Annotated in this window: 18 protein-coding genes; 3 read left to right on the top strand and 15 right to left on the bottom strand. The window is 57.2% G+C overall.

The annotated features are described in order from the left end of the window. Positions 1-2: 2 nt before the first annotated feature. The 8 genes from tolR to AZE99_RS11570 form a co-directional block, all read right to left on the bottom strand. The gene (tolR, locus tag AZE99_RS11605) at positions 3-455 is read right to left on the bottom strand and encodes a protein TolR (protein WP_067201250.1); all 453 of its coding nucleotides are present in this window, start codon (positions 453-455) and stop codon (positions 3-5) included. Between the two features lie 2 nt (positions 456-457). After that, the gene (gene tolQ, locus AZE99_RS11600) at positions 458-1,105 is read right to left on the bottom strand and encodes a protein TolQ (protein ID WP_067201247.1); all 648 of its coding nucleotides are present in this window, start codon (positions 1,103-1,105) and stop codon (positions 458-460) included. Positions 1,106-1,169: 64 nt separating this feature from the next. Then, positions 1,170-1,634 carry a YbgC/FadM family acyl-CoA thioesterase gene (locus tag AZE99_RS11595; RefSeq protein ID WP_067201244.1) on the bottom strand — a complete coding sequence of 155 codons (465 nt, stop codon included), beginning with the start codon at positions 1,632-1,634 and terminating at the stop codon, positions 1,170-1,172. Positions 1,635-1,742: 108 nt separating this feature from the next. Beyond that, positions 1,743-2,255 carry an SRPBCC family protein gene (locus AZE99_RS11590; RefSeq protein WP_067201241.1) on the bottom strand — a complete coding sequence of 171 codons (513 nt, stop codon included), beginning with the start codon at positions 2,253-2,255 and terminating at the stop codon, positions 1,743-1,745. Next, positions 2,242-2,601, bottom strand: coding sequence for an ArsR/SmtB family transcription factor (locus AZE99_RS11585; protein WP_067203606.1), 360 nt, complete (start codon positions 2,599-2,601; stop codon positions 2,242-2,244). The genes AZE99_RS11590 and AZE99_RS11585 overlap by 14 nt, the downstream gene beginning before the upstream one ends. Before the next feature lie 84 nt (positions 2,602-2,685). Further along, a complete protein-coding gene (locus AZE99_RS16405; protein ID WP_067201238.1) occupies positions 2,686-3,033 on the bottom strand; it encodes a TraR/DksA family transcriptional regulator in 348 nt (115 codons plus the stop codon). Positions 3,034-3,035: 2 nt separating this feature from the next. Continuing rightward, positions 3,036-4,382, bottom strand: coding sequence for an amidohydrolase (locus AZE99_RS11575; protein ID WP_067201235.1), 1,347 nt, complete (start codon positions 4,380-4,382; stop codon positions 3,036-3,038). Between the two features lie 256 nt (positions 4,383-4,638). After that, the gene (locus AZE99_RS11570; RefSeq protein ID WP_067201232.1) at positions 4,639-5,181 is read right to left on the bottom strand and encodes a DUF3617 domain-containing protein; all 543 of its coding nucleotides are present in this window, start codon (positions 5,179-5,181) and stop codon (positions 4,639-4,641) included. A gap of 139 nt (positions 5,182-5,320) precedes the next feature. Between AZE99_RS11570 and uvrB the strand changes: the two genes are divergently transcribed. Beyond that, on the top strand, positions 5,321-7,498 hold the full coding sequence (gene uvrB, locus AZE99_RS11565; protein ID WP_067203605.1) for an excinuclease ABC subunit UvrB: 2,178 nt from the start codon (positions 5,321-5,323) through the stop codon (positions 7,496-7,498). Positions 7,499-7,611: 113 nt separating this feature from the next. Continuing rightward, the gene (locus AZE99_RS11560; RefSeq protein WP_067203603.1) at positions 7,612-8,409 is read left to right on the top strand and encodes a class I SAM-dependent methyltransferase; all 798 of its coding nucleotides are present in this window, start codon (positions 7,612-7,614) and stop codon (positions 8,407-8,409) included. Positions 8,410-9,023: 614 nt separating this feature from the next. On the opposite strand, the gene AZE99_RS11555 is transcribed toward AZE99_RS11560, so the two are convergent. Together AZE99_RS11555 and AZE99_RS11550 are read right to left on the bottom strand one after the other, a co-directional pair. Continuing rightward, positions 9,024-9,638, bottom strand: a complete 615-nt coding sequence (locus AZE99_RS11555) for a thioredoxin family protein (protein WP_067201230.1) — start codon at positions 9,636-9,638, stop codon at positions 9,024-9,026. 40 nt (positions 9,639-9,678) lie between these two features. After that, positions 9,679-11,766: a protein-disulfide reductase DsbD family protein gene (locus AZE99_RS11550; RefSeq protein WP_067201227.1), complete on the bottom strand. Its 2,088-nt coding sequence runs from the start codon at positions 11,764-11,766 to the stop codon at positions 9,679-9,681. 99 nt (positions 11,767-11,865) lie between these two features. Between AZE99_RS11550 and AZE99_RS11545 the strand changes: the two genes are divergently transcribed. Continuing rightward, entirely contained in the window at positions 11,866-13,524 is a 1,659-nt protein-coding gene (locus tag AZE99_RS11545) for an alkaline phosphatase family protein (protein WP_156472351.1), read from the top strand. Between the two features lie 16 nt (positions 13,525-13,540). On the opposite strand, the gene AZE99_RS11540 is transcribed toward AZE99_RS11545, so the two are convergent. From AZE99_RS11540 to AZE99_RS11520, 5 genes are all read right to left on the bottom strand, one after another. Next, a complete protein-coding gene (locus tag AZE99_RS11540) occupies positions 13,541-14,485 on the bottom strand; it encodes a hypothetical protein (RefSeq protein ID WP_082788501.1) in 945 nt (314 codons plus the stop codon). Between the two features lie 133 nt (positions 14,486-14,618). After that, positions 14,619-17,234 (bottom strand): methionine synthase, encoded by a 2,616-nt coding sequence (gene metH, locus AZE99_RS11535; protein WP_067201218.1) that lies wholly within the window; start codon positions 17,232-17,234, stop codon positions 14,619-14,621. A gap of 101 nt (positions 17,235-17,335) precedes the next feature. After that, on the bottom strand, positions 17,336-18,385 hold the full coding sequence (locus tag AZE99_RS11530) for a homocysteine S-methyltransferase family protein (protein ID WP_067201216.1): 1,050 nt from the start codon (positions 18,383-18,385) through the stop codon (positions 17,336-17,338). Next, entirely contained in the window at positions 18,382-19,338 is a 957-nt protein-coding gene (gene metF / locus AZE99_RS11525) for a methylenetetrahydrofolate reductase (RefSeq protein ID WP_067201215.1), read from the bottom strand. Before metF ends, AZE99_RS11530 begins: the two co-directional genes overlap by 4 nt. After that, positions 19,335-20,354: an ArsR/SmtB family transcription factor gene (locus tag AZE99_RS11520; protein ID WP_067201212.1), complete on the bottom strand. Its 1,020-nt coding sequence runs from the start codon at positions 20,352-20,354 to the stop codon at positions 19,335-19,337. Before AZE99_RS11520 ends, metF begins: the two co-directional genes overlap by 4 nt. Positions 20,355-20,401: the final 47 nt, after the last annotated feature.

Raw genomic sequence — 20,401 nt, 5'->3', positions numbered from 1 at the left:
TACTATGGTGTCTCCGATGAACCTGTAGTGACCAGCGAAACCCGGTTCAATCCGGCCCGGTTGAGTTCGCCCATCACGCCCATGATAAGCCCGTAGTCTAGCGTCTTGTCGCCGCGCAGCATGATCTGCCGTTGATCTTCCGGATTCTGCTCGGCGGCAATTTCGCGCAACCGTGTCTCCAGTGCACCGCGGCTCAGTTCTTCGTCGTCAATGAAGATGCGACCGTCGGTATCGATTGAAATCTGGACCGGTTCCTGCTCCTGTTCCAGCGCATTGGCGCGGCTCTCCGGCAGGTCGACGGGAACGCCGGTAACCAGCAACGGTGCCGTCACCATGAAAATGATCAGCAGCACCAGCATCACGTCAACAAAGGGCGTAACATTGATCTCGGCCATCGGAGCCCGCCCGCGGGAACCGCCGCGTCTGCCAATTCCGGATCCCATATTCATGCCCATGCTCAGTTCCCCAGCTCCAGTTCGCGGCTGAGCGTTGCGTGAAACCCGTCGGCGAAGCGACCCATGCGGGCCTCCAGCTTGTTCAGGCGATGGGAAAAGCGGTTATAGGCAATGACGGCCGGGATTGCTGCAAACAGTCCAATGGCCGTTGCGAACAATGCCTCGGCAATGCCGGGCGCAACCACGGCGAGCGAACTATTCTGTTCGGCGGCAATGGCAGAGAAGCTGCGCATGATTCCCCATACCGTACCGAACAGACCGACAAAAGGAGCAACACTGCCGACCGTAGCGAGAAAATTGAGCCGGTCGGCGATCCGGTCCACTTCATGAGCGATCGTCGTGTTCATCGCAGAAGCCAGCCGCTGCCGGGTGCCTTCCCGGTCGATGGGTCCCTTCGAGGTCGAACGGCGCCATTCCTTGACACCGGACGCCAGAACCCTGGCACTGGGCAGGGAAGACTGGCCATATTCATCGAAAAACCGGTCCATATCCTCTGTCTTGGCGAAGGCCCGCTCGAACTTGTCCGATTTGCGCGAGATTTGCGCAATGTTCATGCCGAAGCTGACGATGATCGTCCAGGTCCACACACTGGCGAGCAGCAGGCCGATCATCACCGCCTTGACGACAATATCGGCTTCCATGAACAGCATGAAGGGAGAGAAATTGCCGGCGGTCGCTCCCACGGAAAGTTGGTCTAGCAAGATATATTATCCTTCATTTCGTATCAGCCTGATCCATGACGCTGGCGAATGCCTTTGTCCACGCCTTCGGTTGTCGTCTCGGACGTCCGGCGGGAGTAAGAAACGCTGCGTGAACGGAAGCTGACATAATATGGTCTGAGCCGCGCATAATCTTCTGGTCGATAATCACACTGGCGGCACGCAGCGTCTCGACCGTGCTGATAACAATCAGGTCATCATTTAGTTTCGCCGGCAGCAGATATTTCATCGTCAGGTCGACGACTGCATATACGCCTTCACCGCTTTCATAAGCTGCACGCTGGTCCATATCGAGCAGGCGAAGCATGTCCGAGCGCGCGCGCTCCATATAGCGGAGATAATTGGCATGATAGACGATGCCGGAAAAATCGGTGTCTTCGAAATAGATCCGGGTTGCAAAATAATGTTTTCCGTCGACAAAGCGGCCATCAAATGGCTTGATATCGGCGGGAATTTCCATGATCCGCACATTAGAGCCATGTATAGCAGCGGGAAAGGGTGAAAAGCGTAGCGACGGTTCACTGGGCGCAAATATGACTCGATTGAACCCGTCCGGCTTGCCTTCGCATCAAGCCTGGCTTTCAGGCCATAGCTCTTCGGACAGAACGGTCCCGGTCTCCAATATGGATTTGAGGTTGCTGAGCACGGCTGGCCATCCGTCGCGGACTCCCGTGTCCATCGGCGACCCGGGCTCGAGTTCTGCATGGATCACGGTTAGCTTCGTGTCCGGTCCCAGAGGCGTGAGTTCATAGATCACCCGTGAAATTCTGGCGGGACTGTCCGCGTCGCTTTCGAAGGACCATGTCCATGTCATCTTACGGGGCGGTTCGATTTCGACGATCCGGCCGCAAGTGTCGACCTTGCCGCTGCCATCGCTGCGGACATGGTTCCATCGCGAACCCGGCAGCCAATCGGACTCGTTATAATGGCCCCAATAAGCCTTGGTCATATCCTGGTCGATCAGGCCGTTCCAGACAGCTTCTACGCTGGCCTTGATGAAGATCGTATAGACAAAATCCGGGGCACATCGCTCGCCGGTTGATGCGCGGGTTTCGATATTGGCGGTTTCATCTGCCGACACGGCGTTTCTCCTCTGGCTTGCTGGCGTTGGAAGGATTGGAAGCGCTTTCGATCTGTTGTTTGAAATCGGTCAATGCTCCGATCCGGGCATCCTCGAACTTGCCCACCCAGCGATGGACGATATCGCCGAGCGGAACGGGGTTGAGATAATGGAGCTTCTCCCGGCCCTGCCAGTGGATCGAGACGAGATTGGCGGTTTCGAGAATAAGCAGATGCTTGGCCACCGCCTGGCGCGACATGGTCATGCCGTTGTGCAGGTCGGTCAGACTTTGGCCATTTTTGATGAACAGTCGGTCGAGCAGAGATCTGCGTGTTTGATCGGCGAGGGCAGCAAATACATCGGCCATGGCTTCGTATATGAAACCATTTGGTTGCATGTCAAGGATCAAAAGGACTTCATTGGCCCTTACTTTGACTGGCTTTGGACGGAGTCAGCGCGCGCAGGTCACGCACACATGGGCAGCCGGATCGATTTCGAGACGCCTGTAAGCGATGGCTGCTCCGCACTCGGCGCACCAGCCATATTCCCCTTCGGCCATTCGCTTCAGGGCTATCTCCATTCTTGCCAGATCGCTGGTTCTCCGCCGCGCTTCGGCCTGGGCCATTTCCTGCTGCTGCATCGCGTCCATCCGCGACAGGCGGCCGACGCTTTGCTGATCGAGTTCGACCGGTCCCCGCCAGCTGGCGCCTAGCTTGTCGCGTGCCTTGAGTTCCGATTGCTGTGCGAGCAGCAGCTTTTTCAAACTGACAAGCTGGGAAGAGGAAAGCTCCTCGGCCAAGCCTAATCTGCTTTTGGTGCCAGCAGATCCAGCGCCGCAGCGGTCATTGCCTCGGTGCCCAATGTTACCGATTCTCTGGGCGCAATTTTGAAGAAGGGCGAGTGATGGGAAGGCACTGGTGCGCCGCCCGCTTTCTCGCGATCAAAATCGGCCTGCGGTGTCCCGCCGACAGAAAAATAGACGCCGGGAACATCGGTATTGGGCTCGACGAAATAGGCAAAATCCTCTGCGCCCATGCCTTCACGCGGTTTGTTGTCGAACACGTCTTCGCCAAAGCGCGTGGCAAAAACGCCTTTCACCCGCTTGGTCAGGGCCGCATCATTGTAATTGGCCGGGGTCGATTCATGCGACACCATAACTTCCGGCAGCTTGTCCTCGGGCAGACCGTTCATCCGGCCGACATTGGTCGCGATCCGCTTGATCCCTTCGAGCAATTTTGCCCGCGTGTCTTCGTCATCCGAGCGGACCGTCAGTTGCATGGTCGCCTTGTCGGAGATGATATTATGCTTGAAGCCGCTGTGGAAGGAGCCGACGGTGATGACAGCGGGCTTGAGCGGGGCGATTTCCCGGCTGACTATGGTCTGCAGCGCCATGATGATTTCTGCGCCCATCACGATCGGGTCCTTTCCCCGATGCGGCGAAGCGCCATGTGCGCCAACTCCGTGGACAATGATGTCGACGCTGTCGGATGAGCTGCTCTCGATGCCTTCGCCGATCGAAAGCTGGCCGGTCGGCGTGTCGGCGGAAACGTGGAAGGCCAGAGCAAAATCGGGCTTGGGAAAGCGGGTATAGAGGCCGTCGTCCATCATCAGCTTGGCGCCGCCGATCCGTTCCTCGGCCGGCTGCGCGATCAGCACCAATGTTCCGGACCATTGATCCTTTCGGGTCGCCATCTGGCGGCCGGTGCCGATCAGCGAAGTGATGTGCACATCATGACCGCAAGCGTGCATCACCGGCTTTTCCTCGCCGTCGATGCTCACCTGTTTCGCGGTCGACATATAGTCCAGCCCGCTATCCTCGACGAGCGGCAGGCCGTCCATGTCCGCGCGCAGCATCAGGGTCGGGCCTTCGCCGTTTTCCATCACCGCGACGACGCCGGTACCGCCGACTTTCTCGGTGACGGTAAAGCCTGCCTCGCGCCATTTCTTTGCGATAATCGCGGCAGTACGGGTTTCCTTGTAGGAAAGCTCGGGGTTTTGATGAAAGTCGAGAAACAGCGCTTTCAACTCTTTGTCATAATCCGCTGCAATCGCCGCAGCCAGATCGGGCGAAGTCGAACGGTTCTGCGCCAGCACCGGAGTGGTCCAGATCAAGGCGGTTGTCGCAGCCAGAGCCAAAAGATGTTTCATATGTATCTCCCTGTATTTTGTAACCTTATGCAACGCCCGGAGGAAATGCGCAAAGCCTGTTGTCTTCGGGAGCCCTAAACTGGCGACATAATAAAGCCATAGAGCGCTTTTCGCGACGGCCGCCCAGCGCGCATGGGCTTCGATTGCCCGAAACGAGAGCCTTGTGGAAGAGGCCGGTGCCCGGCACAAAAAAGGCAGGAGCGATACGCTCCTGCCTTCCTGTCATCTGTTGCAAATTTTGCAGATTTGTTCAGCATTATCCGGTTGGACAGCTGCCTATATGCTTGCCATTGCTCTTGGCAGAAATGTTCATTTTCATACCGGCTGCGCCGCCAACCATATTCATGGCCATGTCATAGCTGCTCGGGCCATATTGGCCGTCCATCTTCATGGTCATCTCACCGGGAGCACCGCCCATATTGTTGCAAGTCATTTCGGACGACACGGCACCGCCGCTCATGTTGAATTTCGTGACTTCGCAATTGGTTTTTTTCTGTGCAGCAAAAAACTGGGCACCGGGTTTCTCGGCGTCTTCCTTGGTTATGCAGGACTTTGAGGTCGTGACCTTGCCCTTCATTTTGTCCATGACACCGGCCGGAACGCCTTCTGGCAGTCCCTCGATTTTCACATCCACGATTTCAACGGTATTTTCCCATTCGCCCGGTTCGAGCGTGACCCGGTTCATTTCCTCGGCGACTTCTTCCGCGGTGATCTTGCCGTCACCGTCAAGGTCAGCGCCTTGTTCTGAACAGCCGGTCATCAAGCCGATAACGGCCACTGATATCAATATTTTTCTCACGAGAATTTTCCCTTAACTATGATGCCCTGCAAATAGCCTTAAGCCGATGCGCCCGAGATGTAAATTTTCTATCAACCCTATCTGCTGAAAACTCCATTCCGGGGATGACAATGGACCCTTTTTGTTCCATATTGGTCAGATGACAGAATTGATAATCAGAAGAGGTCTGGCCGAACCGGAAACAGGCGAAGATTTCGTCCCGCACAAGCCCAGCCGTCCTGCTAAATCGGAAGGCGGCCGGCCATTCAAGCTGGTTAGCGATTTTGAGCCCGCCGGCGATCAACCGGCGGCGATCAAGGAGCTGATCGCGGGGATGCGTGAGGAGGAACGCGATCAGGTGCTGCTCGGTGTAACCGGGTCGGGCAAGACGTTCACGATGGCCAAGGTAATCGAGAAATTGCAGCGGCCCGCCCTGATATTGGCGCCCAACAAGATATTGGCGGCGCAGCTGTACGGCGAGTTCAAGAATTTCTTCCCGGAAAATGCCGTAGAATATTTTGTCTCTTATTATGACTATTATCAGCCCGAGGCCTATGTCGCGCGGTCGGACACCTATATCGAGAAGGAAAGCTCGGTAAACGAGGCGATCGACCGGATGCGGCACAGCGCGACCCGTTCGCTGCTCGAACGCGATGACGTGATCATCGTCGCCTCGGTGTCCTGTCTCTACGGTATCGGCTCGGTCGAAACCTATTCGGCGATGGTCTTTGATCTCACGAAAGACCAGGCAGTCGACCAGCGGGATATCATCCGCAAGCTGGTGGCGCTGCAGTACAAGCGGAATGACATGGCCTTCGCCCGCGGCAATTTCCGGGTGCGGGGTGACAATCTCGAGATATTTCCCTCGCATTATGAGGATATGGCCTGGCGGATCAGTTTTTTCGGCGACGAGATAGAGGAAATTGTCGAATTTGACCCGCTGACCGGCAAGAAGGGCGCGACCCTCAACAAGGTGCGGGTCTATGCCAATTCGCACCATGTGACGCCGGGACCGACGATGAAACAGGCGATGGAAGCGATCAAGTTCGAGCTTGCCGAGCGGTTGAAGGAGCTGGAAGCGGAAGGCAAGCTGATCGAGCATCAGCGGCTGGAGCAGAGAACCAATTTCGATCTCGAGATGATCGCGGCCACTGGCAGCTGCGCGGGCATCGAAAATTATTCGCGCTTCCTGACCGGGCGCCTGCCGGGCGAACCGCCGCCGACCCTGTTCGAATATCTGCCGGACAATGCGCTGCTGTTCGTCGATGAAAGCCACCAGACCGTGCCGCAAATCGGGGCCATGTCGAAGGGCGATCATCGCCGCAAGATCAATCTCGCGGAATATGGGTTTCGCCTGCCGAGCTGTATCGACAACCGGCCGCTGCGCTTCAATGAATGGGATGCAATGCGGCCGCAGACGGTCAGCGTCTCGGCCACGCCCGGCTCGTGGGAGATGGAGCAGACCGGTGGAGTGTTCAGCGAGCAGGTCATTCGTCCAACCGGGCTGATTGACCCGCCGGTCGAGATCAGGCCGGTTGAGGATCAGGTCGATGATGTGATCAACGAATGCCGCAAGGTTGCAGAACAGGGTTATCGCACCCTGATCACGACGCTGACCAAGCGGATGGCCGAAGATCTGACCGAATTCATGCACGAGGCAGGGATCAAGGTCCGCTATATGCACAGCGATGTCGAGACGCTGGAGCGGATCGAGCTGATCCGCGACCTGCGGCTGGGCGTCTATGACGTGCTGGTCGGCATCAACCTGTTGCGCGAAGGTCTGGATATTCCGGAATGCGGGCTGGTCGCGATACTGGACGCCGACAAGGAAGGTTTCCTGCGCAGTGAAACCTCTCTGATCCAGACCATTGGCCGCGCCGCGCGCAATGTCGATGGCCGGGTCATTCTCTATGCCGACCGGATGACCGGATCAATGGAGCGCGCGATCAGCGAAACCGACCGCCGCCGCGAGAAGCAGGTCGAATATAATCTCGAGCACGGCATCACCCCGCAATCGATCAAGAAAAATATCGGCGATATTGTCGCTCATGCCACGGCCAAGGATATGGTCACCGGCGCGGTCGACGACGACAGCAAGCCTCTGGTCGGCCATAATCTGCGCGTCCATATCGAAAGCCTGGAAAAACAGATGCGCGATGCAGCAGCCGATCTGGAGTTCGAAACCGCCGGGCGTTTGCGCGACGAAATCCGCAAGCTGGAAGCGGAAGAACTCGGCCTGCCCGCCGATCTGCAGGTTGCGCAGCCGAAAGGCCGGTCGACCGAGGGGCGGCCGGGGACGCGGAAAATGGGCTATGGGAAGGTGCAGCGGAAGATGTGATAGCGCCGCTGTTTCGATAAACGGCATGCTGAACTAGACTAACCGCTCGGCAATGACTTGTGTGCAAATTCCTGTCGGTGCATGTTGCCACCAATATTTTGGGGAGAGACATCATGCGTGCATCGATATTTTTGACATTGGCAACCTCTGCTTTGGCTTTCGCCGCTCCCGGCTATGCGGGAGAGACGGTGCCTGTATCGGCTGCTGCCGCAGAAGCAGCGGCACCTGATTTTGCGTCAGCTGTCACTGCTCCGGGGCGGGATGACGCGGATGTGGCGCTCGACGAAAGTCGCGATCCGGCAGCGGTTCTGGCCTTCATGGGCCTCGAAACCGGCGATGCCGTGCTCGATATCTTTGCAGGCGGCGGCTATTATAGCGAAATACTTGGCCGCGCCGTTGGTCCCGACGGAACGGTCATCGCGGTCAACCCTCCACAATTTGTTTCCAGCGAACAGTCCAAGGCAAAATGGGCTAGCGTCACCGCGCGGCAACCCAATGTGACCATGGTGCCATCGCAGCTGCCGGACTATAAGCCGGCTGAGAACAGCATTGATTTTGCCATGCTCCACCTGATCTATCATGACTTCTACTGGCAGAGCGAAAAATTCAAATTTGAAAAAATGGATCCGGCTGTCGTGCTGGCCAATCTCTATGCGGGTATGAAGCCGGGCGGTGTCGTGGCCGTGATCGACCATGTCGGTTCACCGGGCGAGACCCGCATGGTGGTAGAGAAAACCCACAGGATCGATCCGGCCACCGCCCGGGCTGATTTTATCAAGGCCGGTTTCGTGCTCGATGGGGAAAGCGAGATGTTCGCCAATCCGGAAGATGATCTGGAAAAGAACGTGTTTGATCCAGCGGTGCGCGGGAAAACCAGCCGTTTTGTCATGCGTTTCCGCAAACCCGGCTAGCTGTCCGAGGCGCCTTGTCGGTGAAATTTCAGCGCCCGAATCGGTCGCAATTGTAACCTTCTGGAAAATAAGGCATTTTTTTATTGCCCTGGAAATCCCGCCGTTGCGACCTGATCGCACGCAGATGGATTATGCATAAATTACCCAAAAATGTAATATTATTTCAATGGTTTACCAGTTGTTACCATAGTTTACATGACCGTTCATCTTAGGTTAGCTAGAGGACCGCCATAGAGATTGCAGAGACAAGAACTGGCCCGGCAACAATATTCCGACACGCTGGAATAGATTGAGGTCAGCATCAAAAAATATGGCTTCCCTTTTCCGCCGGCGCGAGCTTGCTGGGCGGACTGGACGAGTTTGACCGGCGGTGCCTTTAACGAGGGTCGCACGCCGTCGGAGCAAAGGGGGAGGCAGATCCGTGTTGTGTACTGGATCTGTCTCCCAACTTTCGGAAATAGTGTTGAGTAGCATCTGCTTCGCAATTGGGTCCGGGGACCTGTTGACGAATGGCCTACGGGGGGTCGCAGGCCATCGTCCTATCCCCAGACGCTGGGGTGCAGGGCTGGTGCGCGCGTAGAGTTTGCGTGCCAGTCCTGCTATTCCCGCGCTATTCAGGACGCATATTTGACCGAGCAACCATAAGGCCGGGTTTGCGCCACGCTTATCTTTTTACCGGATTTCATCTCGCTCAGGGCCGCAAGAACGTGATTGCGGGCATTTTTTATATCCGCGATATTCGCTGTTGGCTTGTCGTCGATACCGCCCTGATAAACCAATGTCCCTGAACCATCGATGATATACATATGCGGTGTGGTTTTCGCGCCATAGGCCTTGCCGACCACGCCCTTCGTATCGAACAGATAGTTGGTTGACTGGATATTCTGTTCGGCGATCAGCGCTTTTGCCTCGGGACCGGTCATATGCCCCTGTTTTCCTTTGGCACCGCTGTTGATCGTCAGCCAGACCGCGCCCTGTTGCCGCGCCGCCTTTTGCGTCGCCTGCATATTGCCGCTGCTATAATGTTTGGCCACAAAGGGGCAGCCGGGATTATGCCATTCGAGGACTATGGTTTTGCCGCGAAATTGCGACAGCTGAATCGTCTTGCCATTCACATCGGTAAGCTTGAAATCCTGGGCAATGGCGCCGTTTTTCTGCGCTGCTGCCAGCGGGCTTGCCAGTGCGATCGCGGCTATGGCTGTGGCTGCAAAAGTTGGAAGGTTTCGCACTTATTGTCTCCGTTCATTTGAGGATGGCGAGGGATGCATTTTACACCGGCTTTGCGACCAGTTCCGTCAATGTCGCGACGGTGAGAATCTGTGGAAGAATGACCGGTTTTTCGCCGGGCGCATAATATAGATAGAGCGGGACACCGGCTCGCCCGTGTTTTTCCAGAAACCGGCTGATTTCAGGATCGGGCCGGGTCCAGTCACCCATCAGGACGGCGACTTTGGCAGATTTGAACGCTTCGGCGGTCTCGCTGCGCTGGATGGCGGCTGCTTCATTGGCCTTGCAGGTGATGCACCAGTCGGCGGTGAAATAGGCGAAAACCGGCTGGTCGGCTGCGCGCAGTTCCGACAATCGGCTTTCGCTGAAGGCTTCGCTGGGGAGAGTCGCGTTTGATGATTGTGCCAGCTTTTGATCGTTCATGGCCTCTTCGCCGGGCAGGGCGATGATACCGGCCGATAGAGCGGCGACCATGGCTGCGCTGGTCAGCGCGCCGCGCGACAGGCCTTTCATCTGCCCGCCACCGAACCACCACAGGATCAGGCTGACCGTGAGCAGGAAGATCAGCGACAGGCCCAGCGCATCGGTGCCGATCTGGCGACCGAGCAGCCAGATCAGGCCGATGCTGGTAAGAAACATCGGGATCGCCATGATCTTGCGAAAGCTGTCCAGCCAGGGACCGGGTTTCGGCAGGCGGCTGCGGATCGCCGGTACGAAAGCGATGAGCAGAAAGGGCAGGGCGAGGCCAACGCCGAGGCCGGCAAAAATGACCAGTGCGGCAATCGGCGGCAGAATGATGGTTGCACCCAGCGCAGCGGCCATGAACGGGCCGGTGCAGGGCGTGGCGACAAAGGCGGCCAGCGCGCCGGTCCAGAAGGATCCCGCTGCGCCGTCTTTCTTGGTCAGCTTATTGCCGAAATTGATGTTGGGCAGCTCGAACAGCCCAGCTAGATTGAGACCGATGGCGGTGACCAGCGCGAGCAAAACAAAGATGATCCGCGGATCTTGTAACTGAAACGCCCAGCCGACAGCAGCTCCGCTTGCGCGCAGACCGAGAAGGACCGCACCAAGCGCCGTGGCGACCAGCACCACGCCGGCCGTATAGGCCAGCGCATCGCGCCGGACTTCGGCCTCATTGCCGCCGGCCTTGGCGAGACTGATCGCTTTCAGGCTGAGTATCGGGAAGACACAGGGCATCAGGTTGAGCAGCAGTCCACCCAATATGGCACCGCCCAGAGCAAAAAAGAGTAGCGAGGCACCAGCCTCATTCTTGGCGCCGTCTCCAGCAAGCGGCAGGCCGGTCATCGCGACTTCGCCTTTTGTTGCCGTGATCAGGAAGCCATCGTGATTCCCGATCTTCAAAATGCCGCTGATCGTGTCCAGTCCGTCCCCGCGCGCGTCGGTTTCCAGAATCAGCCGGTCGCCATCGCGATTGAATTTCTGTGGTGCGGCATAGTCGATTATGCCGTCTTCCAGAATGAAGAAATAGGGTTGATCCATCCCGACACTGGCGGGAAGCGGGATCGACAGGCGGAACCGGTCATCGCTGGCAGAAAATTTCGCTTCGCTGCCCAGCGGCCGGGGCAGGGCTGCGCGAAAGCCGTCGAATCGTTTGTCCAGCAGCACCGGCGCGTCCTTGCCGACAACCTGCAATGTGATCGACAGTTCATCCTGTTCGGGCACGCAAATCTCGTCGGTGCAGGACAGCCATTCGGATTTCACCGATATCGGCAGTGGGCCGGGGCGAAGTTCGTTGGACAGGCTGAGGGTGACAAGCACTGCATAGTCGCCCTTGTAGATATAGTTCATGATGCCGGAAATCAGCAGCCTGTCGGGAACCTGAAACTGCGCCTTGCCGGACGTTACGCCTGCCGGCAAAGACCAGTCAAAGCTCATGCCGATGCCCGCATCGCCGGGATTTTCCCAATAGCCGTGCCAGGTCGGCTTCGGCTCCATGACAAAGGCGAGAGTGACGCTTTGCCCGGCCTTCACCTGTTGCGCTTCAGCCACCAGCGTAGCGGGTACGTTTAACTCGGTATTGCCCAGCCGGTTCTGCGCATCCGCCGCCGGAGCAATGGCCAGCGCTACGAACGCCAGCATTATCGAGAAAATGCGAAAATCAAATGTCATATAAACTCACTATTTCCTGTTTAAACGCATTTAGTCTATTGGAAGGCAGCTTTCTATAGCGGCATTTAACAGTGAGGACCATTCGTGCGAAAATTGACCATAGTTACAGCCCTGACCGCATCTATCCTGTTTACCGGAACCGCCAATGCCGAGGATCACAGCGCTGCGGACAAAGCCCAGCCGAAACTGGTCGTCGCCATTTCGGTCGATCAGTTTTCCGCCGATCTGTTCAGCGAATATCGGAGCAGTTTCACCGGTGGCCTGAAACGGCTGGCGAACGGAGTGGTGTTTCCGGCCGGTTATCAATCCCATGCGGCAACCGAAACCTGTCCCGGCCATTCGACGATCATGACCGGGGTCCATTCGGGCCGCGCCGGGATCATTGCCAATAACTGGATCGACCTGTCGATCAAGCGCGACGACAAGACCGTCTATTGCGCCGAGGACGAGCGGATCGACGGCACCAGCTTTGGTGATATCACCGCTGCCACACAGGGCGATTATGTTGCGTCGGTCTGGCATCTGCTGGTGCCGACGCTGGGCGACCGGCTCAAGAAAGTCTCGCCTGAATCGCGCAATGTTGCGGTGGCGGGCAAGGACCGGGCAGCCCTGATGATGGGCGGCCACGATGTCGACGAAATTTACTGGTGGAAGGGCAAGGGTTTTTCCACCCTTCAGGGGCGCAAGATATCGCCCTCGGTGGCCTCGCTCAACGAAACAATTGCAGCAAAAATTGACAAGGCCCGGCCCGCTTTTGCAATCCCGGCGCAATGTGTGGCCCATAGCGCCAGGATCATGCACGGCGAAGACAAGTCCGTCGGTGACTATGCGTTCCAGCGTCCTGATGGCGCAGCGAGCATTTACCGCGGTTCTCCCGACTTTGACGGGTCGGTGATAACGGCGGCAACGGTGCTGCTGAACGATCTCAAACTGGGTCAGGGCAAGGCCACCGACGTGATATCCATCGGACTGTCCGCGACCGACTATATCGGTCATGCCTTTGGCACGGAGGGTCTCGAAATGTGCATCCAGATGGGTGAACTGGATCGGTCACTCGGCGAGTTTTTCACCATATTGGATAGCAAGAACATCGACTATGTTGTGATGCTGACGGCCGACCATGGCGGGCTGGACCTGCCGGAACGGATGAGCCTGCAGGGTGTGCCGACAGCCCAGCGGATTGACCCAAAACTGAACGCAAATGCGATTGGCGAGACGGTTGCAGAGGCCCTGAATATCGCGAGCGACAAACCCCTGCTTTATGCAGACGGCCCGTTTGGCGATTATTATATCAGTCGCGATCTGTCCGAAAAGCAGCGGGCACAAGTCAAGGACAGCGCCATGGCGCTACTGGCAGCCCATGCGCAGGTCGAAGCAGTGCTGGATCATGACGACCTTGCGACGATAGAGGTTCCACGGGGATCTCCTGAAATGTGGACCCTGCCGCAGCGCGCCCGCGCATCTTTCCACCCGGACCGGTCTGGCGACTTTATTGTTTTGCTCAGGAAAGGAGTGACCCCGATTGCTTCGACCGCGCGCGGATATGTGGCAACGCATGGGAGCCCGTGGGACTATGATCGCCGCGTTCCGATCCTGTTCTGGCGGGATGGTATCCAGCATTTTGAACAGCCGCTGTCGGTGATGACTGTCGACATTGCCCCGACACTGAGCGCGCTGATCGGTGTGGATATTCCCACGGACGAAACCGACGGTCAATGTCTGGATATCGACGGCGGACCGGCGAATAGCTGCAAATGAAGCTGGTGGCGGGAGCCTAGCGCCGCTGGTAGCGAGTAAGGCCCTGGCCGAGGCTATTATTCGCAATCCGTAGTTGATCGCCGCTCCAGTCGGCGACGAACCAGGTGTTGCGTTTCACGCCCTTGGCCAGTGACGCGCTGTTGGAATGGATGTTGAGGCCTGTCGAACTATGGTCGGTATCTTCGGCCGCAACCGCGATAAACGCGCTCCAATTCTCCTTGTTCTGGCCCTGCACGAAAACGTTGCCGCTGATTACACCGGTTGCTCCTGCCGGCAAGTCGATCATGTAATTGGTATTGCGGCCCTGGGTGTCATCAAAACTGTTGTTATTGATCGTCGCGCGGGGTGCGCGGCTTTTGACATAATGGCCGCCATTGCCTTTTTCGAACCGGCTGTTGGTCACCTTCAGCGACCCAAAATCACCGATATAGATGCTGTGCGCGCAGGACAGCCCGCGATCACAACGTCCCAGCCGCTGGAAGGTCGAGCGGTCGATGACTATTTCGGCGCTGGGATCGGCGGCGCTCAATATGCCCTGTTCGGCGTTGCGGAACATGGCGTTGTAGACATAGAGATCGCCACGCTCGATCCGGATACCCGCACCATTGCCATCGGCAACCTGCTGGTTCTGAAATATGATACCGTTGATGGTGGCCGCTTTGCCGCGCAGGACAAGACTCGCCTTGCCCTCGCAAATACCACCATCAAGGACGGTTTGGCCGGGAACGGAGGCCTTATAGGTGATGCGACCGGCTGACTGCACTGCGCAATCGCCGTAAGCACCCGGTGCGATGACGATCGTCGCGTTGCTGCCACCGATTGCATCGACTGCGTCCGACAGTCGAGAATAGGATTTGCCAGTTTCCGATACGGTGAATGGCGCCGCGCGCTGCGCCTGCACTGTGGTTCCAGCGACAGCGACCGAAATTATTGCGGTGAACAACGGGGTCTTGAAATTCATATCGGCCATCCTGAGTCGGAAGAATAAGGCAGTCTCATTATCGATTGCAGCTACGTCAAACAATAGCAATGCTTTGGCTGTCCCAGATGAATTCAGCCTGAGCGAAGAGGATTAAGAAATTTATAGAAACCGCTTATTCGTTCAAATTGGGCCGCAACCATTGCCGCGCCTGGTCGACGGATACGCCGCGCCTTGTCGCATATTCTTCAACCTGATCTTCGCTGATCCGCGCTACGCCGAAATAGTCAGCCTCCGGGTGGGCAAAATAGAAACCCGAAACCGCTGCAGTCGGCGTCATCGCGAAGCCGCTGGTCAGCTCGATGCCGGTATTCTCCGTTGCATTGAGCATATCGAACAATATCGGCTTGAGGCTGTGATCCGGGCAAGCCGGGTAGCCGGGGGCAGGGCGAATGCCCTTGTATTTTTCCCGAACCAGATCCTTGTTGTTGAGATTCTCGTCTGCGGCATAGCCCCACAGGTCTTTCCGGACATGTTCATGCATGCGCTCGGCAAAGGCTTCGGCCAGCCGGTCTGCCAGTGCTTTTAACAGGATGCTGTTATAATCATCCTTGTCCATCTCGAACCGCTGGACATGCTCGTCAATGCCATGGCCGGCGGTGACGGCAAAGCCACCGATCCAGTCATCCGCGCTGTCGATAAAATCGGCGAGGCAATTATTCGGCTTGCCGCCGCGCTTGACCACCTGTTGCCGCAACATAGGCAGGGTGAATTCTTCATTTTCCGGCGAGACCAATATGTCATCGCCTTCCCGCCGCGCCCGCCAGATGCCAGCCACGCCCTTAGCAGTCAGCCATTTCTCCTCGATAATCTTGTCGAGCATCACCTGGGCATCGCGGAACAGATCGCTGGCGCTTTCGCCGACGATCTTGTCGGTCAGGATGGCGGGATAGTTGCCGGCCAGTTCCCAGGCCCGGAAAAACGGAGTCCAGTCGATATAATTCCGCAACTCCGCCAGATCCCAGTCCTCGTACACATGCAACCCCGGTTTAGCCGGTGCCGCAGCCTTGAGGGACATGTCGACCTTGGCCGCATTGGCGCGGGCTTCTTCGAGCGTCGCCAGTTTCTTTCCGGTCTTGCCCGCTCGCGCGATGCGGACCTGTTCATAATCTTCCCGGGTCTTGGCGATAAAGCCGACGGCCTGCGTGTCGCTGACCAGTTGCGAGGCCACGCCGACGGCGCGGCTGGCATCGAGCACATGGATGGTCGGGCCGGTATAGGCGGGTTCGATGCGCAACGCCGTGTGAGTCTTGGAGGTGGTTGCGCCGCCGATCAACAACGGCGTCTGCATTTTTGCCCGTTCCATTTCTTCCGCGACCGTCACCATCTCGTCGAGCGAAGGCGTGATCAGGCCGGAAAGGCCAATGATATCCGCATTGTTCTCGTTGGCGGCCTTCAAAATATCGGTCCACGATACCATCACGCCGAGATCGATGACTTCAAAGCCATTGCACTGCAGCACAACGCCAACGATATTCTTGCCGATATCGTGCACATCGCCCTTGACCGTGGCCATGATGATCTTGCCCTTGCCCTTGGCCTTTTCGTCTTTCTCTGCCTCGATATAAGGGAAGAGATGGGCAACGGCCTTTTTCATGACACGAGCGGATTTCACCACTTGCGGCAGGAACATCTTGCCCGATCCGAACAGATCACCGACGATATTCATGCCATCCATCAGCGGGCCTTCGATCACTTCGATCGGCCGGCCTGAACGATTCTTGACCGCCAGTCGCATTTCCTCGGTATCTTCGACGATATGCGCGTCGATGCCTTTTACCAGCGCATGTTCCAGACGCTTGTGCACTTCATAGCCGCGCCATTCTGCCGCCGCCTTTTCCGCGACTTCATCGGTGCCACGGAATTTTTCGGCGAGCGTGATCAGCCGGTCGGTGGCATCGTCGCGGCGGTCGAATATCACATCTTCGCAAAGCTCGCGCAGTTCCGGATCGATATCATCATAAATATCCAGCTGGCCGGCGTTGACGATCGCCATGTCCATGCCCGCGGGAATCGCATGATAGAGAAAGACGCTGTGCATCGCCTTGCGCACCGGCTCGTTGCCGCGAAAGCTGAAGGAGAGATTGGAAAGGCCGCCGGAAATATGGACATGCGGGCAGCGCTTGCGGATTTCGCGGGTCGCCTCGATGAAATCGAGGCCATAGCGGCGATGTTCGTCAATACCGGTCGCGATCGCAAAGACATTGGGGTCGAAGATAATATCTTCCGGCGGGAAGCCGATTCCGGTGAGCAGCTTGTAGGCGCGTTCGCAAATCTCGATCTTGCGGTCCTTGGTATCGGCCTGTCCGGTTTCATCAAAGGCCATGACGACAACGGCGGCGCCATAAGCCATGCATTTGCGCGCATGGTTGAGAAACTCCTCTTCGCCTTCCTTCATCGAGATACTGTTGACGATCGGCTTGCCGGATACGCATTTCAGCCCCGCTTCGATCACCGACCATTTGCTGCTGTCGATCATCACCGGCACGCGCGCGATATCCGGCTCGGCGGAAATCAGCTTCAGAAATGTCGTCATCGCATGATGCGCGTCGAGCAGACCCTCGTCCATATTGATATCGATCACCTGCGCGCCATTCTCGACCTGCTGGCGGGCGACTTCGACCGCAGCTTCATAGTCATCGTTGAGGATGAGCTTCTTGAAACGTGCAGAGCCGGTAACATTGGTGCGTTCGCCGATATTGACGAAATTGGTAGAAGAGGACTGTGTCATAATCTTGTGATATTATCCGTTTGTCCCGACCGCAGCCGAGAGACAATTATAATTACGTTATTTGCGCCTTGGCTGCACAATGCGAAGCGAAGGCAGGCCGCTCACGCCGCCATGTTGAACGGTTCCAGGCCAGAGAGGCGTGTGTGTACGGCAATCGTCGGTATCTTGCGCGGTTCCTGGTCAGACAGCGCCTTTGCAATGGCTGCAATATGGTCCGGTGTGGTCCCGCAGCAGCCGCCGACGATATTGACCAATCCGTCCTTCAGCCAATCGCCGATCAATTCCGCCGTCTCATCCGGCATTTCGTCATATTCGCCGAGATCATTGGGCAGGCCGGCATTGGGATAGGCCATGATCAGGCAGTCCGCCTCTTTCGACAGCATCGCCAGATGCGGGCGGAGCTGGTCGGCCCCGAAGGAACAGTTGAGCCCGATGGTCAGCGGCTTCAGATGCCGGACCGCGTGCCAGAAAGCCTCGACCGTATGGCCTGACAGATTTCGCCCGGACAGATCGGTCAGGGTCATCGATATCATCAGCGGCACGTCCCGGCCGCTTGCTTCGGCGGCTTCCATGGCTGCCATGCCGGCGCATTTGGCGTTGAGCGTATCAAAGATGGTTTCGATCAGCAGAAAGTCGACCCCGCCGTCGATCAAGGCATCGCATTGGTCACGATAGACGCCCTTCAGATAATCATAATCGATTTCCCGAAAACCGGGGTCATTGACATCGGGGGACAGGGACAGCGTCTTGTTGGTGGGGCCAACGGACCCGGCAACAAAGCGCGGCCGGCCATCCTTGGCTTCTGCCTTGTCGCAGGCGGCCCGCGCAATTTCAGCCGATTTGACGTTCAGATCCCGGACCAGATGCTCGCAACCATAATCGGCCTGGCTGATCACGGTGGAACTGAATGTATTGGTTTCGACGATGTCAGCGCCGGCTTCGAGATAGGATGTATGGATGGCTTCAATGATGTCCGGCCGGGTCAGGCTGAGCAGGTCGTTATTGCCCTTCTGATCATCGGTCAGATCAAGATTGCCACGATAATCCTCTTCGCCGAGACGGTAGTTCTGGATCGCCGTGCCATAGCCGCCGTCGAACACCAGAATGCGTTCGGCGGCCAGTTTCTGCAATTGTTCGCGTGCGTTGGTCATGCCGCTTTCTCCTGTCGTTCGCCAGTGGGTCGCTTGCCGAGCAAGTGACAAATGGCGTAGCTAAGTTCTGCTCGGTTGAGCGTGTAAAAATGAAACTGGCGAACGCCGCCGGCATAAAGCTTGCGGCAGAGTTCCGCTGCTACCGTGGCGGCGATCAGTTGCCGTGCCGAGGGATGGTCGTCCAGCCCTTCAAACAGATCATTCATCCATGGCGGGATTTCCGCGCCGCACATGCCGGCAAATTTGCGCGTCTGAGCTACATTGGAAACCGGCAAGATACCTGGCACCAACTCGGCGTCGATGCCGGCTGCAGCCGCCGCATCGCGGAAGCGGAAAAAAGCTTCTGCGGTAAAGAAAAACTGGGTGATTGCCCGACTGGCTCCGGCATCAAGCTTGCGCTTGAGATTGTCGAGGTCGCTTTGCGGGCAACTGGCTTCCGGATGGGTTTCCGGATAAGCGGCAACCGAAATTTCAAATGGCGCGATATCGGTCAGCCCCTTTACCAGCTCTGCGGCACTGGCATAGCCTTGCGGATGTGGTTCGAAGGCCTGGCCCTCTGCGGGTGGATCGCCGCGCAAGGCGACAATATGGCGTACGCCCGCGTCCCAATAGGACCGGGCAACTTCCGCGATCTCCGCTTTGCTCGCGCCGACGCAAGTCAGATGTGCCGCAGCCGGAATATTGGTTTCCTTCGCAATCCTGGCCACCGTCGCATGGGTGCGCTCACGGGTGGTGCCGCCGGCACCATAGGTCACCGATACAAATCGCGGATTGAGCGGCTCGAGAGTGACCACGCTATCCCACAGGGTTTGTTCCATCTTTTCGGATTTGGGCGGGAAAAATTCGAACGAAACATCGGCGTCTCCGCTCAATCCTGCGAACAAGGGTACATCAAGCGCGCGTTTGGCCTCTTCCAGTTCGATTAAACCCTTTGGCCGTGCTGGATTGTTCATGCTGATGCTCTTTTCAAATGTTCAGTTTGGGAGGCCAATTCGGAGGAATCGGGATGCAGGCTTGGAATGCGCGGCTTTCTGGCGACCCATATTTTGACCGTCAGTTCGCCCCCGTCCAGCGTTCTGGTTTGCACCAGCTCGAGCTTTGACTCGGTGAGCCAGCGTTTCATGCTGTCATCGCTAAAGCCGAGACGTGCATGAGCATGTTCGGTACGAAGATCTTCCCGGTCATGCGCAGCAAAATCCGCGATCAGAACGAGACCATCGGATTTCAGCACGCGGGACACTTCGACGAGCACGGCTTCCGGATGCTGGGCATAATGCAATACCTGATGCAGGATGACACTGTCGACGGCATTGCTGTCGACAGGCAGCCGGTTGAAATCGCCTTGCTTGAGCTCGGTCTTTTCAATCAGGTTGGATCCGTTCTCGGTCTCGCTTTCGAGCAATTTCGCTCGGGCCAGCCGTAACATTTCCGGGCTTTTGTCGAGCGCGATGATCGATATGGCTGATGGTCCGAACAGTTCGACCATCCGTCCTGTCCCGGTCCCGATATCCAGCATCTTGCCGAGTTGCGCGTCTCGCAGCAGAGCGAGCATCGCCCGCTCGACTTCCGCTTCGGGCAAATGCAGCGACCGGATTGCGTCCCATTCTTCGGCATGGGCCGAAAAATAGCGCTCCGCCATTTCGGCCCGTGCCTTGCGTACCAGTGATAGCTGCGCTTGATCCTGAATCGCCTGCTCGGACTTCGCAACCTTGGCCGACCGAAAGATGCGTCCCAATATTTCCAGCTCGGATGCTGGACCGGGTTTCAGAAACACCCAGCTGCCTTCTTTTCGGCGTTCTGCCAGCCCGGCTTCATCCAATATTCTGATGTGTCGGGAGATGCGGGGCTGGCTTTGATCCAGAATTTGAGCAAGTTCGCCGACGGCCAGTTCCATTTTTTGCAGCAAAAGCATGATTCGTAACCGCGTCGGGTCGGCGAGTGCTCGGAATATGTTCAAGATATGGTCCATGTCGAAAGGCTATATAAAGAAATCTTTATATCTGGTCAATCGGCTTG

Source organism: Sphingorhabdus sp. M41 (assembly GCF_001586275.1).
Taxonomy (GTDB): Bacteria; Pseudomonadota; Alphaproteobacteria; order Sphingomonadales; family Sphingomonadaceae; genus Parasphingorhabdus.
The sequence above is the reverse complement of the archived record's forward strand: the minus strand, read 5'-3'. Positions and strand labels throughout refer to the sequence as shown.

Bases quoted from the DNA above. Each gene is read 5' to 3' on its own strand.
- AZE99_RS11585 (WP_067203606.1), bottom strand. From the start codon at position 2,601: ATGGCCGATGTATTTGCTGCCCTCGCCGATCAAACACGCAGATCTCTG.
- AZE99_RS11595 (WP_067201244.1), bottom strand. From the start codon at position 1,634: ATGGAAATTCCCGCCGATATCAAGCCATTTGATGGCCGCTTTGTCGAC.
- tolQ (WP_067201247.1), bottom strand. From the start codon at position 1,105: ATGCTGTTCATGGAAGCCGATATTGTCGTCAAGGCGGTGATGATCGGC.
- uvrB (WP_067203605.1), top strand. From the start codon at position 5,321: ATGACAGAATTGATAATCAGAAGAGGTCTGGCCGAACCGGAAACAGGC.
- AZE99_RS11540 (WP_082788501.1), bottom strand. From the start codon at position 14,485: ATGAATTTCAAGACCCCGTTGTTCACCGCAATAATTTCGGTCGCTGTC.
- AZE99_RS11530 (WP_067201216.1), bottom strand. From the start codon at position 18,385: ATGACCAACGCACGCGAACAATTGCAGAAACTGGCCGCCGAACGCATT.
- metF (WP_067201215.1), bottom strand. From the start codon at position 19,338: ATGAACAATCCAGCACGGCCAAAGGGTTTAATCGAACTGGAAGAGGCC.
- tolR (WP_067201250.1), bottom strand. From the start codon at position 455: ATGGGCATGAATATGGGATCCGGAATTGGCAGACGCGGCGGTTCCCGC.
- metH (WP_067201218.1), bottom strand. From the start codon at position 17,234: ATGACACAGTCCTCTTCTACCAATTTCGTCAATATCGGCGAACGCACC.
- AZE99_RS11560 (WP_067203603.1), top strand. From the start codon at position 7,612: ATGCGTGCATCGATATTTTTGACATTGGCAACCTCTGCTTTGGCTTTC.
- AZE99_RS11520 (WP_067201212.1), bottom strand. From the start codon at position 20,354: ATGGACCATATCTTGAACATATTCCGAGCACTCGCCGACCCGACGCGG.
- AZE99_RS11550 (WP_067201227.1), bottom strand. From the start codon at position 11,766: ATGACATTTGATTTTCGCATTTTCTCGATAATGCTGGCGTTCGTAGCG.
- AZE99_RS11575 (WP_067201235.1), bottom strand. From the start codon at position 4,382: ATGAAACATCTTTTGGCTCTGGCTGCGACAACCGCCTTGATCTGGACC.